General features: G+C 62.1%; 12 protein-coding genes. 4 read left to right on the plus strand and 8 right to left on the minus strand.

Annotation, left to right across the window (positions count from 1 at the left end; genetic code table 11):
- Positions 1–132: 132 nt before the first annotated feature.
- From HDE80_RS11670 to HDE80_RS11695, 6 genes are all read right to left on the minus strand, one after another.
- Positions 133–3306: an efflux RND transporter permease subunit gene (locus HDE80_RS11670; RefSeq protein ID WP_184671030.1), complete on the minus strand. Its 3174-nt coding sequence runs from the start codon at positions 3304–3306 to the stop codon at positions 133–135.
- 248 nt (positions 3307–3554) lie between these two features.
- Positions 3555–6728 (minus strand): efflux RND transporter permease subunit, encoded by a 3174-nt coding sequence (locus HDE80_RS11675; protein WP_184671033.1) that lies wholly within the window; start codon positions 6726–6728, stop codon positions 3555–3557.
- A 250-nt stretch (positions 6729–6978) separates the two neighbouring features.
- Positions 6979–7335: a TonB-dependent receptor gene (locus HDE80_RS11680; protein WP_184671035.1), complete on the minus strand. Its 357-nt coding sequence runs from the start codon at positions 7333–7335 to the stop codon at positions 6979–6981.
- 6 nt (positions 7336–7341) lie between these two features.
- Positions 7342–8481, minus strand: a complete 1140-nt coding sequence (nagA, locus tag HDE80_RS11685; RefSeq protein WP_184671039.1) for an N-acetylglucosamine-6-phosphate deacetylase — start codon at positions 8479–8481, stop codon at positions 7342–7344.
- A 104-nt stretch (positions 8482–8585) separates the two neighbouring features.
- Positions 8586–9617: an SIS domain-containing protein gene (locus HDE80_RS11690; RefSeq protein WP_184671042.1), complete on the minus strand. Its 1032-nt coding sequence runs from the start codon at positions 9615–9617 to the stop codon at positions 8586–8588.
- 64 nt (positions 9618–9681) lie between these two features.
- On the minus strand, positions 9682–10434 hold the full coding sequence (locus tag HDE80_RS11695; RefSeq protein WP_184600105.1) for a GntR family transcriptional regulator: 753 nt from the start codon (positions 10432–10434) through the stop codon (positions 9682–9684).
- A 296-nt stretch (positions 10435–10730) separates the two neighbouring features.
- On the opposite strand from HDE80_RS11695, the gene zwf reads away from it, so the two are divergent.
- From zwf to HDE80_RS11715, 4 genes are all read left to right on the plus strand, one after another.
- Complete coding sequence (zwf, locus tag HDE80_RS11700) at positions 10731–12182, plus strand: glucose-6-phosphate dehydrogenase (protein ID WP_184671447.1); 1452 nt, start codon at positions 10731–10733, stop codon at positions 12180–12182.
- 165 nt (positions 12183–12347) lie between these two features.
- On the plus strand, positions 12348–13061 hold the full coding sequence (pgl, locus tag HDE80_RS11705; RefSeq protein WP_184671050.1) for a 6-phosphogluconolactonase: 714 nt from the start codon (positions 12348–12350) through the stop codon (positions 13059–13061).
- Positions 13062–13142: 81 nt separating this feature from the next.
- Complete coding sequence (gene edd, locus HDE80_RS11710) at positions 13143–14960, plus strand: phosphogluconate dehydratase (protein WP_184671052.1); 1818 nt, start codon at positions 13143–13145, stop codon at positions 14958–14960.
- 55 nt (positions 14961–15015) lie between these two features.
- The gene (locus tag HDE80_RS11715; RefSeq protein ID WP_221437540.1) at positions 15016–15666 is read left to right on the plus strand and encodes a bifunctional 4-hydroxy-2-oxoglutarate aldolase/2-dehydro-3-deoxy-phosphogluconate aldolase; all 651 of its coding nucleotides are present in this window, start codon (positions 15016–15018) and stop codon (positions 15664–15666) included.
- A gap of 371 nt (positions 15667–16037) precedes the next feature.
- Here the strand turns inward: HDE80_RS11715 and HDE80_RS11720 are convergent, their stop codons facing one another.
- Both HDE80_RS11720 and HDE80_RS11725 read right to left on the minus strand, forming a co-directional pair.
- On the minus strand, positions 16038–16445 hold the full coding sequence (locus tag HDE80_RS11720; protein ID WP_184671054.1) for a hypothetical protein: 408 nt from the start codon (positions 16443–16445) through the stop codon (positions 16038–16040).
- Between the two features lie 161 nt (positions 16446–16606).
- Positions 16607–16903 (minus strand): hypothetical protein, encoded by a 297-nt coding sequence (locus HDE80_RS11725; RefSeq protein WP_184671056.1) that lies wholly within the window; start codon positions 16901–16903, stop codon positions 16607–16609.
- Positions 16904–17322: the final 419 nt, after the last annotated feature.

Raw genomic sequence — 17322 nt, forward strand, 5'->3', positions numbered from 1 at the left:
GCGCAGCCCGGCAAGCGCCAAGTGGGGTGGCCTTCTCTTTGGTTACTTTCTCTTGGCCACGCAAGAGAAAGTAACTCGCCCTTCGCAGAAGGGTGAAAGCTCTGCTTGCAAAGCAAGGCAACCGGAATGGCTTTAACCCGCCGCCTGCGCGGACTTGCCAATCGCCTTGAGGCGGCGCTTCGCCGCGCGCCGCTCAATCCGCGCCGCCTTGCGAATCTTCCGATCGTGATTCCACAAATAAATCGCCGGCGTACTCAATAGAGTCAGCAGCTGCGACACCAGCAAGCCACCAACAATGGCAATGCCCAGCGGCTGGCGCATCTCCGATCCCACACCGAAACCGATCGCCAGCGGCAACGCCGCACCCATCGCAACGAGAGTCGTCATGGTGATCGGCCGAAAACGCACCAGTGCGGCTTCCCGAATCGCCTCGGGCGCGGACAGGCCGCGCTCACGTTCACCAACCAGGGCGAAGTCGACCATCAGGATCGCGTTCTTCTTGACGATGCCGATCAACATCAGGATGGCAATAATCGCCATCAGGCTGAGCTGCGTGTGCGTCACCAGCATCGCCAGAAACGCACCGGCACCGGCGGCAGGGAGGGTGGAGAGAATCGTCAGTGGGTGACCCAGGCTTTCGTAGAGAATGCCCAGCACGATGTACATCGCGACGATCGCCGCCAGCAGCAGGATCATGCCGTTGGACTGCGCCTGCTGCAGACGTTGATTCTCGCCAGTGAAATCGAGCCGCACCTCGCCCGGCAGATTGGCCGCCGCCGCAATCTGCTGCACCAGCGCCACACCCTTGTCCTGGGTGACGCCCGGCGCGAGGTTGTAGTGGATTTCCGAGGCCTGCTGCTGGTCTTCGTGGGTGATCAGGGTGGGCGCGAGATTGGGTTCGATATGGGCTAACGCGGACAACGGAACCATCTGGCCCTGCGTATTGCGCACGTAGAGATCGAGCAGGGTTTCCGGGCTGATCCGCTCGGCGGCGGTTGACGTGAGCACCACCCAGTACTGGTTGATGTCCGAGTAAATGATCGACGCCTGCCGTTGTCCGAACGAGTTGTACAGCGCCGAATCGATCGTGCCCACGCTCACCTGCAGCCGCGAGGCGGCATCGCGATCGATCTTCAACAACTGCTGCTTGCCGACGCTGTCGAAGTCGCTGCTGATATCGCGCAGCTCCTTGTGCGTGCGCATCAGTTGCTCCACCTTGAGCGACACAGGCTGCAGATCGCCGCCACTGCTGTCGATCAGCTGAAAGGAATACTGGCCGCCGCGATTGTTGCCGCTACCACCGCCGAGAAACTGCACCGGATCCAGGTACACCCCGACGTCCGCCAGTTTCTGGTAGCGCTCGCTCAGCCGCGCCAGCACCACCTTGGCGCTTTCGCGGCGCTGCCCCGGGCCGCTGCCCTTGGGCTTGAGGTCGATATACATCGTGCCGTTGCTGCCGACCGCGCCGCCGGGGCCGTTGTCGTTGCCGAGGATGGTGGTGGCATCGAATACCGCCGGATCGGTCTGGGCGATGGCGCCGACCTGCTTCACGCGTTCACTCATCAGCTTCGGCGAAATATTGGCGTCGGCCTGGATCTGTGCCTGTAGCAAACCGGTGTCCTCCTCCGGCATGAAGGCACCGCCGGCGGTCTTTACCACCGCAGCGCCCAATGCAACGGTCAGGAGCAGCAGCAGCAACGGCTGCCAGCGCATCAGCCGGCGATGATGCAGGGCCCAGTCCAGCGCGCGCTCATAAGCACGGTGCAGGCCGCGATCAAAGCGTTCCAGCGCGCGTTCCAACCGCCCCGGCACGTGCTCACCAACGTGTTCGAACTTGAGATAACTACCGCACAGCGCCGGCGTCAGCGTCAGCGACACCAACGCCGAGATCACTACCGCCGCGGTCAGGGTGACCGAGAACTCGCGCAGCAGCTTCACCAGCAGGTTGTTACCGAACAACAGCGGCGCAAACACGGCGATCAGCGACAGCGTGATCGAGATCACCGTGAAGCCGATCTCGCGGGTGCCGTTCAATGACGCCTCCAGCGGAGTCTCGCCGTGCTCCATGTGCCGCACGATGTTCTCGATCACCACGATCGCGTCGTCCACCACGAAACCGATGCACAACACCAGCGCCACCAGCGACAACGTGTTCAGCGTATAGCCGAAGGCCCACATCACCACGAACGCGCCGGCCAACGACAGCGGCACGCTCAGCATCGCGATCAACGTCGGCCGCAATCGGCGCAGGAATACCAGCATCACCAGCGCCACCATCACGATGCTGATCAACAGCGCCACCTTCACCTCGTGCAGGGCCGACTTGGTGGTTTGGGTGAGATCGAACATCGGCGTGAGCTGCACGTCCGCCGGCAGCCATTGGCGCAGCTGCGGCAGCTTGGCGCGAATCGCGGCGGCGGTGGCCACGGAGTTCGCTTCTGGCCGCTTGCTGATATTGAGAATCACCGTGCGCTGACCGTTGAACCATGCGCCCTGGAATTCATCTTGCTGGCCGCTGCTGATGGTCGCCACGTCCGACATGCGCACCGGCACGCCATTCTTCATCGCGATCAGCAGATCGGCGAATTCGGCCGGCTCGTGCAAGGCGTCGTTGGCGATCAGCGTGGTCTGGGTGCGCCCATCGCTCAAGGTCCCTTGCGGCGAGCTGACATTGGCGGCGATCAGCGCATTGCTCACGTCGTTGGCGGTAAGCCCCTTGGCTGCCAGTGCGGCCGTATCCAAGGCGATGCGCACCGCATGCGGCGAGCCGCCACCCACCTGCACGCGGGCCACGCCCGGAATCTGCGCCACCGCCGGCCTCAGCAGCGTATCCGTGAGGTCGTACAGTTTTTCCGGTGGCAGGCTGGTCGAGGTCAGCGCAACCAACAGCACCGGAATCTGCGAGGTGTCGAATTTGAAATATTGCGGTGGCGCCGGCAGGTCGGCGGGCAGATCGGGCGCCGCGGCATTGATCGCCGCCTGCACGTCACGAGCGGCCTTGTCCGCGCTGCGGCCGAGATTGAAGCGGATCTGTACGAACGCCGCACCTTCGTTGCTTTCCGAGTGCATTTCATCGATGCCGGGAATGCGGCCCAGGTGGCGTTCCAGCGGCGCCACCACGGTGGACGCCATGGTCTGCGCGCTGGCCCCAGGCTGCTGCACCACAATGTAGACGCCCGGAAACTCCAGCGACGGCAGCGCGGCCACGCCAAGCAGCAAGTAGGCGCAGATGCCGGCGAGTATCAGGCCAAGGGCAAGCAACGAAGTGCCGGCCGGGCGGCGAATCATGGGGGCAAAGATATTCATGACGCTTCCGTGGCCTGCAACCATAGCGGCGCGCCACCACACACGAATGCCGTCGCAATGGGCGGTATTTGAGTGGCCGTGACGTGCGTCTCGATCATACCGACGTTATGCCTGTCGGCGAGCCATAACGTATGTGCCTTAAGTCCTCACCCTGTCGAAAGGCAGGGGGTGCTGCTCCGTAGCAAACTCCCCAATGAAGTCTGGGGAGAGAAGACAGTTCCAGGCATAGCGAGATGATCGCGTTTGCTTCAGCCAGCAGCCAGCGCCGACTTACCCAACGCCTTGAGCCGCTTTTTCGCCGCCCTGCGCTCTTTGCGCGCTGCCTTGCGAATCTTCCGGTCGTGGTTCCAAAGATAAATGGCTGGCGTACTCAGCAAGGTCAGCAACTGCGAAACGAGCAGTCCACCGACGATAGCAATGCCCAACGGCTGGCGCATCTCCGAGCCGACGCCGAAGCCGATCGCCAGCGGCAGCGCCGCGCCCATCGCGACCAGCGTCGTCATGGTGATTGGGCGGAAGCGTACCAGCGCGGCTTCACGGATCGCCTCTGGCGCGGGAAGACCGCGCTCACGTTCGGCGACCAGGGCGAAGTCGACCATCAGGATAGCGTTCTTTTTCACGATGCCGATCAACATCAGGATCGCGATGATGGCCATCAAGCTGATCTGCGTTTGCGTGACCAGCAGCGCGAGGAAGGCGCCGGCACCGGCGGCGGGCAAGGTGGAGAGAATCGTCAGTGGATGGCCAAGGCTTTCGTAGAGAATGCCCAGAACGATATACATCGCGATGATCGCGCCCACGAGCAGTATGTAGCCATTGCTTTGGGCCTGCTGAAAATTCTGGTTGGCGCCGGTGAAATCGACGTGCATGCCTTCGGGCAACTGCACGATCGCTGCAGCCTGGTTGATCAGCGCGATGCCCTTGTCCTGGGTCACGTCCTTGGCCAGGTTGTAGTTGATTGTCGACACCTCCATCTGGTTATGGTGGCGGATGCGCGTTGGCGTGAGGCTTGGCGCAATGCTCGCCATCGCCGATAGCGGAATCATGTTGCCCTGCGTATTGCGCACGTAACTGTTGAGCAGCGCTTGCGCGCTGATGGATTCGGCCGCAGCGGAATTGAGCACCACGCGATACTGGTTGAGATCGGAATAGATCACCGACACCTGGCGCTGGCCGAACGAGTTCTGCAGTACCGAATCGATCGCGCCCATGCTGACCTGGAGGCGGCTGGCGGCATCGCGATCCACCTTGATCATCTGCTGTTTGCCGACCTGATCGAAGTTGCTGCTGACATCGCGCAGCTGCTTCAACGTGCGCAACTGACGCACCATCTTCAGCGTCCATGGCTGCAGATCGCCGCCGTCGGCGCTGACGAGCTGGAATTCGTACTGGCCGGCGTTGTCGCCGCTGCCGCCGCCGCCGAGAAACTGCACCGGCGAGACTTCGACGCGTACGTTGGGCAGCGCGTCGAGTTTCTTGCCCAACCGCTCGATCAGCACCTTGATGTTTTCATGGCGCTCATCCGGGCCGCTGCCGCGCGGTTTGAGATCCACGAACATACTGCCGTTGTTGCCGACAGCGCCATTGCCGCCACCGTTGGCACCCAGAATACTGAGGATATCGACGACATCGGGCTCGGCCTGGATGATGCTGGCCGCATGCTTGACGCGCTCGGTCAGCAAGCTTGGCGAGATATTGGTATCCGCCGTGAGGTCGACTTCCAGCTGGCCGGTGTCCTCGTCCGGCATAAAGGTGCCCCCAGCGGTCTTTATCACGGCAAAGGCCAGAGCGCAGGTGAGAATCAGCAGCAGAAAAGGTTGCCAGCGCATCACGCGTCGATGCCGCATGGCCCAGTCCAGAGCCCGCTCATATCGCTGATGCAGACCACGGTCGAAGCGCTCCATCGCCAGCTCGATGCGCGACTGCTCGCGCACGACGCCGGGTGCATCCTGCTTGAGCAGCAACCCGCACAACGCGGGAGTCAGGGTCAGCGATACCAAGGCAGAGATCACCACTGCAGCGGTAAGCGTCACCGAAAACTCGCGCAGCAACAGCACCAGAATGCTGTTGCCGAACAGCAGCGGCGCAAATACCGCGATCAAGGACAGCGTAATCGAAATAACCGTGAAACCGATTTCGCTGACGCCAACCAGGGACGCTTCCAGCGCGTCCTCTCCGTGCTCCATATGCCGCACGATGTTTTCGATCACCACGATCGCATCGTCGACCACGAAGCCGATGCACAGCACCAGCGCCACCAGCGACAAGGTATTGAGCGTATAGCCCAGTATCCACATCATCACGAAGGCACCGGCCAGCGAGAGCGGCACGCTGAGTGTGGCGATCAGCGTGGGTCGTAATCTGCGCAGGAACACCAGCATCACCAGCACAACCAGCACGATACTGATCGCCAACGCCACTTCGACCTCATGCAGAGCCGACTTGGTGGTCTGGGTCAGATCAAAGATCGGCGTGATGGTGATATTGGCCGGCAACGCGGCGCGCAGCTGCGGCAGCTTGGCGCGGATTGCTTCAACAGTAGCGACCGCGTTGGCCTCCGGGCGTTTGCTGATCTGCATTGCCACGGTCTTGCTGCCGTTGAACCAGGCGCCCTGGTATTTGTCCTGCTCGCCGCTGTAGACCTTGGCCACATCGGACATGCGCACCGGAACGCCGTTGGTGTCGGAGATCAAGATCTTGCCGAAATCTTCCGGCGTCTGCAGTCCGTCATTTGCCGTCACCGTCATCTGCGTACGGCCGTCGGAAAGCATGCCCTGCGGCGAGGTGACGTTGGCGGCGATCAGCACATTGCTGATGTCGTTCGCGGTCAGCCCCTTGGCAGCGAGCGCATGCATGTCCAGATCGATACGCACCGCGTGCGGCGTGCCACCGAACACCTGCACCTGCGCCACGCCCGGAATTTGCGCCATCGCAGGCTGCAGCAGCGTATCGGTAAGGTCGTAGACCTTGTCGATCGGCAGCCCATCGGATTTCAGGGTGACCAGCAAAATCGGAATCGACGCCGTGTCTGCCTTGAAGTACTGCGGCGGACTCGGCAACACGGGTAAATCAGCCTGCGCCGCATTGATGGCGGCCTGCACATCGCGCGCGGCCTTGTCCGTATCGCGTCCAAAATGAAAGCGCACGACGACGGTCGCCGAGCCTTCGGTCGCATTGCCGTACATTTCGTCGATGCCGGGAATCTGGCCCAAGTGCCGTTCCAGCGGCGCCAGCACCGTGCTGGCCATGGTTTGCGCGCTGGCACCAGGTTGGGCCGCCTGCACGAAAACCACCGGCAGCTCGAACGACGGCAACGCCGCCACGCCAAGCAGAAAATAGGCGCAGATGCCGGCGAGTATCAGGCCCAGGGCAAGCAGCGAAGTGCCTGCCGGGCGGCGGATCATGGGGGCAAAGATATTCATGGCGCTTCCTTGGCCTGCAAGCATAGCGGCGAGCCGCTGCGTACGAACACTGTCGCGGTAGATGATGTGCGTGCGGCAGTGATGTGCGTCTCGATCATACCGACGTTATGCCTGTCGGCGAGCCGCAGCGTATGTGCCTTAAGTCCTCACCCTGTCGAAAGGCAGGGGCTGAACGTCCTTGTTCCCGCACCCTCCCCCGACTCCCTGGGATGCTGCTCTGCCAGCGTCCGTGCTGACGACCGGCGAATGGTTAAAGACTCGCGGGGCTGTAACGCAAGGTCAGGTACCAGGTACGGCCCGGCTGGTTGAAGCAGTACGCGGTTTCGTAATTGCGATCGAAGATATTGGCCAGCCGCGCCTCGACACTCCAGCTCGGCGCAAACGCGTAGCTGGCACAAAGGCCGGTGGTGGTGTAACCGCCGAGCCGGTGCTGGTTGGCCGTATCGTCGTGGCGTTTGCTGTCGGCGTTGAAGGTGCCACCGACTGCAAATTTGCCGAAGCTCTTATCCAGATCGACGCATGCCGCCTGCTTGGGCCGACGTGGCAGCAGGTTGCCATTGTTGGCACCAGCGCCATCGTTTATCGGCTGCAACGCGGTGTCATGCAAGCGCCTTCAGGCGATGACGCCACCGATCCAGCTTTGCGTGACTTTGTAGTCGTCGTCCATCACCACCAGGTCGGCCCGATAGCCGGCCGCGATACGTCCGTGGCTTGCACCGAGGCCGAGAAAATCGGCGGGATAGGTGCTGGCCATGCGCACCGCCTCGTCCAACGGCAGACCCAGCATTTCCACCGCGTTGCGCACGGCAGCGGCCATGTCCAGCGCGGAACCGGCCAGCGTGCCTTGCGCGGTCTGGCAGACGCCGTCTTTGGCGGTGATGGTTTCGCCATTGAGCACGAAGTCGGGATGATCCGCGCCGACCGGCGGCATCGCATCGGTGACCAGCAGCATCTTGCCGCGAGGTTTGGCGGCAATAGCCGCACGTAGCGTGGCCGGGTGCACGTGATGGCCATCGACGATCAGCCCGCACCAGCTCTGCGCATCATCCAGCGCGGCACCAACGACACCCGGCTCGCGACTGCCCAGCGGGGTCATCGCGTTGAACAGATGGGTGAAACCGCGAATGCCGATAGCGAGTGCCGCCTTGGTTGTCGCGTAATCGGCTGCCGTGTGGCCAGCGCACAGCACAAGACCGGCCGCTGCCAGCGCTTCGATGCTTTCACTCGCCACCTGTTCCGGTGCCAGCGTGAGCAGACGCACGCCAGCATGGGACGCACACAGCATGGCGAGCTCAGCGCTACCGGGCGTATGAAAATATTTGGGATCGTGCACGCCCTTGCGCGCCGACGCGAGGTAGGGGCCTTCGAGATGGATGCCGAGCACCCCCGGCACCTTCTCCGCCATCGCCTGTTCGACGGCCGCGATGGCTGCTCGCATGGTGTCGACGCTGTCGCTGATCAGCGTCGGCAAAAAACCCGTGGTGCCAAAGCGACGATGTGCGGCACCAATCTGGCGAATGGTCTCCACCGTAGGCGCATCGTTGAACAGCACGCCACCACCACCGTTGACCTGGGTATCGATAAAGCCGGGCAGCAACGTCTTGCCATGCAGATCCTGCTGCTCGGCGCTTTGCACGCGCCGGTCCGAATGCGGCACCAGATCAAGAATGCGCTCGCCTTCCAGCAGTACGGCGAGATCGTCACGCCAGCCCTGCACAGTGAGCACGCGAGCGTTGGTGAGGGCGATTGTCATGGATGATGGCCTTGGTGCTTGTCCGACAAGCAGATCAAATGGTTGGCGCCGGCGAGAACAGCTCTTGCCTGATCCTCGCCACAAGCTGCTATTCCCTCAAAAACTCAAACCGTCTCGGTCACCTTGTTGAGATGCGGCGGCACGTCGGGGTTGAAACCGCGGCGCAGTGACAGCTCGGCGGTCGCGCGATAGAAACTCTGGATGATCAGCAGCGGAGTGCAAAGCGCCGGCAGGCCGGCCATCACTGGCAGGCTGCCTTTGCCTTTTTGACCCGGCGCGGCGACCCACACGTGCGCACCGCGCTGACGAAACATGTCGGCCAGCGCCAGCGTGCCTTCCAGCGTGTCGTCATCCTGCGCGAAACACAGCACGGGGAAATTCGGCCCGACCAATGCCATCGGCCCGTGCTTGACCTCGGCCGCACTGAACGCCTCGGCATGCAAGCCGCAGGTTTCCTTGAACTTCAGGGCGGCTTCCAGCGCGATGCCGAGTCCGAAGCCGCGACCCACCACGAACAGGTTGTGCGCGTCCTCAAGCCCTTCGCTCAAGCTTGACCAATCGGCATCCCAGCCGCTGCGCAATGCATCGGGCAACACGTGCAGTGCTTCAGCCAGTTCGGTGTCACCGCGCCAGCGCGCGCACAGATGCAACACGGCGGCCAGCGCAGCAATGTAGCTCTTGGTCGCCGCCACGCTGCGCTCCGGCCCCGCATGCAGCGGGATGACCGTGTCCGCAATCGCTGCCAGCGGCGAATCCTCGACATTCACCAAGGCGATCACGCGTGCGCCGGCGATCTTGGCCGCCTGCGCGTTGCGTACCAGGTCTGGACTTTTACCCGACTGCGAGATGGCGATAAACAACGCGTCCTGCCAGCGCTGCTCGGCCGCGTACACCGACGTGACCGACGGCGAAGCGGAAGCGGTGACGATGCCGAGCTGTGTCTCGAACACATACTTCGCATACGCCGCAGCGTGATCGGAGCTGCCACGCGCGCAGGTGATGATGAAACGCGGTGGATGCGCGCGCAGCGAATGCGCCAGCACGGTGACGATTTCATCATTGGCAGCAAACTGGCGTGCGACGACATCGGCGGCTTCGTGTGCTTCGCTGTACATCAAGGTATCGCATGCTTGCATGGTTTTCTCGATTTGAAATCGTCAATTTATGGACGTCTAAACGTCTTGATCAAGCGCGCGCCAATCAATCCGTCTGCAGTTCGGCAACAAAGTCGTAGATGTCACCGCGATACCAGGAGCAGGTGAACTCGACCACGCGGCCATCGTCCAGAAAGCCGCGCCGCTCGATATTCAGCCCCGCGCTGCCGGCACTGACATGCAGCAGGCGAGCCTGTTGGGCATTCAGCGATACCGCGCGCAGCCGCTGCAGCGCGCGGCGCGGCCGGCTGTTGAAGCGCTCCAGCGCCTCGTACAGCGAGTCGTGCACCAGCATCGGATCGGGCAGCACGCTGGCCGGCACCACGCTGCGCTCGATGGCCAACGGCTCGTCCTGCCCGTAGCGCACGCGATGCAGACGCACCACCAGCGAGCCGGGCGACAGGTTCAGCGCCATCGATTCTTCCGGCGTCACTTCACCAATACCGCGCTCGAAAAACTCCGAGCGCGGGTGTAATCCACGCTCGCGCAGATCTTCGGTAAAGCTGGTCAGTCGCGACATCGGCTTGACGATGCGTTCGGCGATAAAGGTGCCTGCACCATGGCGCTGGGTCAGCAGGCCTTCCTCGACCAACCCTGCGATCGCCTTGCGCACGGTGACTCGCGACAGCTTCAGCGCCAGCGACAGATCACGTTCGCTGGGCAGCGCCTGGCCCGGTTCGATATCGCGATGCTCGACCACGTTGCGGATTGCCCGGCGCAGGCGCAAGTAGGCCAGCGGCTGATGGGTGGCCGGATCGTGGCAGATTCGGCGGTATTCGTTGGCCAGAGCGGTTTCCATAGTCGCACAAGATACCAATCACAAACCACTTGTGCAACTGGCTTAAGGATATGCCGATGAAGTCATGACATCTGCGTGACATTTTCCAAGCATTTTGCTCATTCCTCTTGCGATATTGACCATTCAGCAGAAACGTCTGGTGCTATCTGGTATGTCACTGGTATGATCCTTGGCAACCGGGCAGTAGCGCCTCTTGGTCGCGCTATCTGCCCTTTGGCATCTGTCGAGGTGACTGCGTGACTGCTTCTTCCCATAGTTCTACCCAAGCCAATTCGTCCCAAACGGCTTATTCCCAGGTGGTCGAACCGTTTGACCTGGTGATTTTTGGCGGCACCGGCGACCTCGCCGTGCGCAAGCTGCTGCCCGCCCTGTATCACCGCTTTATCGACGGTCAGATTCCCGATAGCAGCCGCATCGTCGGCATTGCCCGCGAAGGGCTGGATGACGACAGTTACCGCGAGCAGGTTCGCGAAACCCTGGGCAAGACCAGCGGCGCCGACAAGGCAAAAATCGAGGCTTTCCTGAAACAGGTCCGCTATCGCTCGCTCGACGCACGCAAGGACGAAGGCTGGGATGAATTTGCCGCCCTGATCGGCGAGCAACCGGAACACATCCGCGTGTTCTATCTCTCGACCTCGCCGGAACTCTTCGTCGATATCTGCGGCCGCCTCGGTCACTACAAGCTCAACGAGGGCAAATCGCGCGTGGTGCTGGAGAAGCCGATCGGCCGCGATCTCGACAGCGCCAACCAGATCAACGACGCGGTCGGCCGGGTATTCGACGAATCGCAGACCTTCCGCATCGATCATTACCTCGGCAAGGAGACGGTGCAGAACCTGCTGGCGCTGCGCTTCGGCAATGCACTGTTCGAGCCGCTGTGGAACAACGCGCACATCGACCACGTGCAGATCACCGTGTCCGAAACGCTCGGCACCGGCAACCGCAGCTCCTACTACGACCGCGCCGGCGCATTGCGCGACATGGTGCAGAACCACATCCTGCAGCTGCTGTGCATGGTCGCCATGGAGCCGCCGTCATCGCTGGCACCCGACGCGGTGCGCGACGAAAAACTGAAAGTACTCAATTCGCTCAAGCACATCGACAGCAGCAATGTCGCCCAGCTCACCGTGCGTGGCCAGTACCGCGCCGGCGTAGCCGATGGCGCCAAAGTGCCTGGCTATCTCGATGAATTGGGTGATACCAAGTCCCACACCGAAACCTTTGTCGCGGTGAAGGCGGAAATCGCCAACTGGCGCTGGGCTGGCGTACCGTTCTATCTGCGCACCGGCAAGCGCCTGCCCGATCGCGTATCGGAAATCGTGGTCGCCTTCAAACCGGTACCGCACTCGATCTTCAGCGCCGATGCCGGCACGCTGGCGCAGAACCGTCTGGTACTGCGACTGCAGCCGGACGAAGGCGTCAAACTGTGGCTGACCATCAAGCACCCCGGTCCGGGCGGCCTGCGCCTTCGCCACGTGCCGCTGGACATGAGCTTTGCCGAAGCCTTCGGCGTCTCACAGCCCGATGCGTACGAGCGCCTGCTGCTGGATGTGGTGCGTGGCAATCCCACGCTGTTCATGCGTCGCGACGAAGTCGAAGCCGCATGGCGCTGGGCTGGTCCGATTCTCGCCGCATGGTCGGCCAGCGGCGAAGCGCCGCGTCCCTACTCTGCCGGCAGCTGGGGCCCAAGCGCTGCCATTGCCCTGATCGAACGCGATGGCCGCACTTGGAGCGAGGACAGTGAGTAGCTTCGCCACCCTCGACGCATCGAATGACGAGAAACCCCGAAACTCGCCGCCTTTAGCGACAATTCACTCGTTGAAGGCGACCTCTGCGTCAGACTTCGCGTCCCTTCCCAACGACAAGCAGCACACGCCGGCAAGCTCCGATTGTCGAACGTGTGGCCACTACCCATGACTACTCATCTCAACGTCACCACCCACAGTTTCACCGATTGCCACGCACAGGCCATCGCGCTCGCCGAGCGTGTCGCGCAACGGCTACGCGTCGGGTTGAATCAACGCGGACATGCCCTGCTCGCCGTCTCCGGCGGCAGCACGCCCAAGGATTTCTTTGCCCAGTTGTCGCGTGAGTCACTGGACTGGGCCCATGTGAAAATCACCTTGGTCGACGAGCGCTGGGTGCCCGACACCGACGAGCGCTCCAACGCGCGCCTGGTGAAATCGATCCTGTTGCAGAATCAGGCCGCCGAAGCGTCGTTCGTGCCGCTCTATACCGATGCGCCTACACCGGAAGATGGCCTCGCTGCCAGCACCGCACGCATCAATACACTCGCGCTGCCGTTCGATGCCGTGGTGTTGGGCATGGGCGACGATGGTCATACGGCGTCGTTCTTTCCCGGTGGCGATCACCTCGCCGATGCACTCGACCTCAACGGCAAAGCCCGCGTACTGCCGATGCGTGCGCCTGACGCCGGCGAGCCGCGCATTACGTTGACCCTGCCGACCCTGCTCGCAACCGAGTCGTTGTTTCTGCTGGTTGCCGGTGACAAAAAGCGCGACTTGCTGGCCGATGTGCGACTCGGCCTGGGCGCCGCACGTGACTACCCGGTGCACGCCGTGATAGCCCAGCAGCGCGTGCCCGTGGCGGTTTACTGGTGCCCGTGATGCGCAAGTTTTCCATTTATTGATGCCCTGCAGCGGCGACACACACCGCCGCCGCACACGGGCAATGTCCGGAGTTTTGAGATGAACACGCTGCACCCTGTGGTTGCCGAAGTCACCGAACGCTTGCGCGAGCGCAGCCGCGAAACGCGTGCGGCGTATCTTCAGCGGATTGACGCCGTCGATCGCGATGGCCCGCAACGCGACCGTCTTTCCTGCGGCAATCTCGCACACGGTTTTGCCGCCTGCGGCCCGGACGACAAGAACGCGCTGCGCAACGGTCGGCGCGCCAACGTCGCCATCGTTACCGCCTACAACGACATGCTTTCGGCACACCAGCCGTACGAGCGCTATCCCGAGTTGATCCGGAAAATCGCCCGTGATGCGGGCTTCACCGCGCAGGTGGCCGGTGGCGTGCCAGCGATGTGCGACGGCGTGACCCAGGGCCAGCCGGGCATGCAGCTGTCGCTGTTCTCGCGCGACCTCGTCGCGATGGCCACCGCCATTGCGCTGTCGCACGACATGTTCGACGGCGCGCTGTACCTGGGCATCTGCGACAAGATCGTGCCCGGTCTGCTGATCGGCGCGCTCAGCTTCGGCCATCTTTCCGGCGCATTCGTGCCGTCCGGCCCGATGCCCAGCGGCATTCCGAACGAGGAGAAATCCAAGGTTCGCCAGGCCTACGCCGAAGGCAAGGCCGGCAAGGCCGAACTGCTGGAGGCCGAGGCCGCCTCGTATCACAGTGCCGGTACCTGCACCTTCTACGGCACCGCCAACTCCAACCAGATGCTGATGGAGATCATGGGCCTGCATCTGCCCGGCGCCAGCTTCGAACCACCGGACACGCCGTTGCGCGACGCGCTCACCGCCGACGTCGTGCATCGGGTCAATACGTTGAGTTCGCTCGGCGACAGCTATCTGCCGATTGGTCACATCATCGACGAGCGCGCGATCATCAACGGCGTCATCGGCCTGCACGCCACCGGCGGCTCCACCAATCACCTGCTGCATCTGGTCGCCATTGCACATGCGGCTGGCATACAGCTGCGCTGGGACGATTTCGACACGCTCTCCGGCGTCATCCCGCTGCTGGCACGCGTGTACCCGAACGGCTACGCCGATGTGAACCAGTTCCATCAGGCCGGCGGCATGGCGTTCCTGATCGATCAGCTGCTCAGCGCCGGCCTGATGCATGCCGACGTGCAGACGATCTTCGGCACGGGCATGGACGGCTATACACAGATTCCTCAGCTCAACGACAGCGGCACGCTGCGCTGGGTACCGGTATCAAAACAGAGCGGCAACCGCGGCGTGCTGCGCAGCATCGACGAACCGTTCCGCCACGACGGCGGTCTACGCATGCTGCAGGGCAATCTCGGCCGCGCCGTGATCAAGGTATCTTCCGTGCCAGACGATCGACTGATCATCGAGGCGCCTGCCGTGGTGTTCCACGACCAGGACGAAGTCGGCGCCGCGTTCAAGCGCGGCGAGCTCAATCGCGACTTCATTGCCGTGGTGCGCTTCCAGGGTCCGCAGGCCAACGGCATGCCGGAACTGCACAAGCTCACGCCGACACTCGCGCTGCTGCAGGATCGCGGCCATCGCATCGCCCTGCTCACCGACGGCCGCATGTCCGGCGCCTCCGGCCGCGTGCCCGCAGCGATCCACGTCACCCCCGAGGCCGTGGCCAGCGGCAACATCGCCAAGATCCGCAACGGCGACATGATCCGGCTCGACGCGGTGAATGGCCATCTGGACGTGCTGATGGAAGCGCACGAACTCGACGCACGTCTGCCGCAGCACGCCGATCTTTCCTCCCAGCACAGCGGCATGGGGCGCGAACTGTTCGGCCTGTTCCGGCAGGCCGCCACCACCGCCGATCTTGGCGCAGGCGTGCTTTGAGCCCTTCGCAATAAACGCCTAACCGCTTACTTTCAAACTTTCCGCGAGCGATTTCATGAGCAGCATCGAACACAAGCAGCAACAGGTCGAAACCCTCATGCGGCTGGCGCCGGTGATTCCGGTCGTGATCATCGACAACGCCCGCGATGCCGTGCCGATGGCGCGCGCCCTAGTCGCCGGCGGCATTCCGACCATCGAAGTGACGCTGCGCACGCCGGCCGCGCTCGATGCGATTCGCGCGATTGCCGCCGAAGTGGAAGGCGCCGTTGTCGGCGCAGGCACGGTGCTGACCATTCGCGATCTGGAAGCCGCGCGGCAGGCCGGCGCACGCTTTGCGGTATCGCCCGGCGTCTCACCGAAACTGCTCGACGCCGTCGACGACAGCGACGTACCGCTGCTACCCGGCGCAGCCACGGCCAGCGAGGTGATGACTTTGCTGGAGCGCGGCTATCGCTTCCTGAAATTTTTTCCTGCCGTGCCAGCCGGTGGTACCAAGTTGCTCGGCGCCTGGGCCAGTCCGCTGCCACAGGTGCGCTTCTGTCCTACGGGTGGCATCAGTCTGGCGAGTGCACCGGATTTTCTCGCGCTGCCGAACGTGCTTTGTGTGGGCGGGTCTTGGTTGACGCCGGCGGATAAGTTGGCGGCGGGGGATTGGGCGGGGGTTGAGTTGTTGGCGCGCGAGGCGGCCGGTCTGCGTAAGGTTTGATTTTCGCTAGCGCGATCGTTCGCGCTGGGCTGCAACGTGATGATGGTTTGAAAGCAGAGCTTTCGTCCTCCTGCGGAGGGCGAGTCACTTTTCTCTGCGTGGCCAGAGAAAAGTAACCAAAAGAGAGGCCACCCCACTTGGCGCTTGCCGGGCTACGCCCGACAAGTCCGCGAGTTGAGGCCGGGCTTTTCGACAGGGCTTCCTGCCCTGACGAAAAGGAATCGACGTCCATGCCGATCCCCCGGCGGGCCTGTCGACCTCACCTCAACGCCGCACAGAGGTCTGAGAAGCAGAGCAGCTTTCCCGCAAATTAATTTGAGATCCAAACGCTTGATTAAGCAGCGCCTGAGGCGGCTACCTTGAATAAGTGGTTAGGCTCCAGCACCTCGTGTGCGCGCTTTCGCATCACAAAACTGCAGTCCTTTCATTTGCCAAAGCCGCACGGGACCGCTCAAAAGTTCGGGATGCGCCTCGACATACTTACGCGCACCCTGCATGGCTTCGCGATCTTTATCACTGCATGCCCAGTAGGCAAGGCCTTGCGAATAAGTGCCTATCTGGACAAGTGCGAATGTTAGGTTCTCCTCGTAAATTTTGTTTGCCTGCATCGAGTCGCTTAGTCCCAACCCATCGAGCGACATACGAACTCCAGCGACTGCATCCGTGACTTCGTTCTGCGCTGCGAGCGCGGTCATTGTCTTGGCCCCATAACCAAACCCAACGTAGAACCCGATGGCGGTACCTGCAACAACCGCAATTAGCCACAAAAAGATCTTCATGTTCGCGACTCCCTTCCCATGGCGCCTAACGCCCTAGCTAAGCGGCCGTGCTGGCCGCAGCGCGTGATTGCACCGGAAACTCCCTCCCCCACGGTCAGCTTGAGCGCATAGTTAGGCCCTGTGAGTTCGTCAGGAAGCATGTGCGTCAGCGACGAATATTCTCACTGAAGAGAACGGGTCTTATTGATTCTCTCAACATCCAGCTCTCGTGAATCCTTCTTGCCATCTGGCCGAGTGACGATGATGCGAATGGACTTGAGATTGTGCTTGTTCGCGGCAGCAACAAGCGTGGAAATTTTTTCCTGCAGCTCGGACTCTTGCTCGCTACCCCAAGGTTTCTTTTCCTGTCTAGCGAACTTCTTGGCGAGGCTGCTTGTCAAGGCAGCAATGAACTCCGAACCTAGATCAGCGGGCTCAACCTCTATTGAATCCTCAGGGTTCTGAAATAGATCGTCCATGGACAAAGTCCTCTTCATGGTTGGCAGGGGCCGTGGAAGGAAGCCTAACGCTTATTAGACCTTCGCCCGAGGCATAAGCAATGGATGTTTAGGCGGTAAGGAATCGGCACTAAGCGGTGAAAGCCTGCGGGAAATAAGGATTCTGGTTGATGGATAACTGTCACGACGAACGCATTATGCGCTTGCATATACCACTCATCGAATCGATGCATCTTATGCCCCGCAAGCATAGGTGGCTACGGAGCGCGCAGGATGCGCGCTGCTTTTAAACGGGGCCCCTGTGCGACGGTGAGGTGGGGTCGACAGGCCCGCAGGGGGATCGACATGGATGTCGATTCCTTTTCGTCAGGGCAGGCGAGGACATGGATAGAGCAACGCAGGAGCAGTTGCCGAATGCCCGGCAAGCACCAAATGGGGTG

Source organism: Rhodanobacter sp. A1T4, from assembly GCF_014207185.1.
In the GTDB taxonomy this organism is placed as follows: Bacteria; Pseudomonadota; Gammaproteobacteria; order Xanthomonadales; family Rhodanobacteraceae; genus Rhodanobacter.

Bases quoted from the DNA above. Each gene is read 5' to 3' on its own strand.
- HDE80_RS11715 (WP_221437540.1), top strand. From the start codon at position 15,016: ATGAGCAGCATCGAACACAAGCAGCAACAGGTCGAAACCCTCATGCGG.
- edd (WP_184671052.1), top strand. From the start codon at position 13,143: ATGAACACGCTGCACCCTGTGGTTGCCGAAGTCACCGAACGCTTGCGC.
- HDE80_RS11670 (WP_184671030.1), bottom strand. From the start codon at position 3,306: ATGAATATCTTTGCCCCCATGATTCGCCGCCCGGCCGGCACTTCGTTG.
- pgl (WP_184671050.1), top strand. From the start codon at position 12,348: ATGACTACTCATCTCAACGTCACCACCCACAGTTTCACCGATTGCCAC.
- HDE80_RS11720 (WP_184671054.1), bottom strand. From the start codon at position 16,445: ATGAAGATCTTTTTGTGGCTAATTGCGGTTGTTGCAGGTACCGCCATC.
- HDE80_RS11675 (WP_184671033.1), bottom strand. From the start codon at position 6,728: ATGAATATCTTTGCCCCCATGATCCGCCGCCCGGCAGGCACTTCGCTG.
- nagA (WP_184671039.1), bottom strand. From the start codon at position 8,481: ATGACAATCGCCCTCACCAACGCTCGCGTGCTCACTGTGCAGGGCTGG.
- HDE80_RS11725 (WP_184671056.1), bottom strand. From the start codon at position 16,903: ATGGACGATCTATTTCAGAACCCTGAGGATTCAATAGAGGTTGAGCCC.
- HDE80_RS11695 (WP_184600105.1), bottom strand. From the start codon at position 10,434: ATGGAAACCGCTCTGGCCAACGAATACCGCCGAATCTGCCACGATCCG.
- HDE80_RS11690 (WP_184671042.1), bottom strand. From the start codon at position 9,617: ATGCAAGCATGCGATACCTTGATGTACAGCGAAGCACACGAAGCCGCC.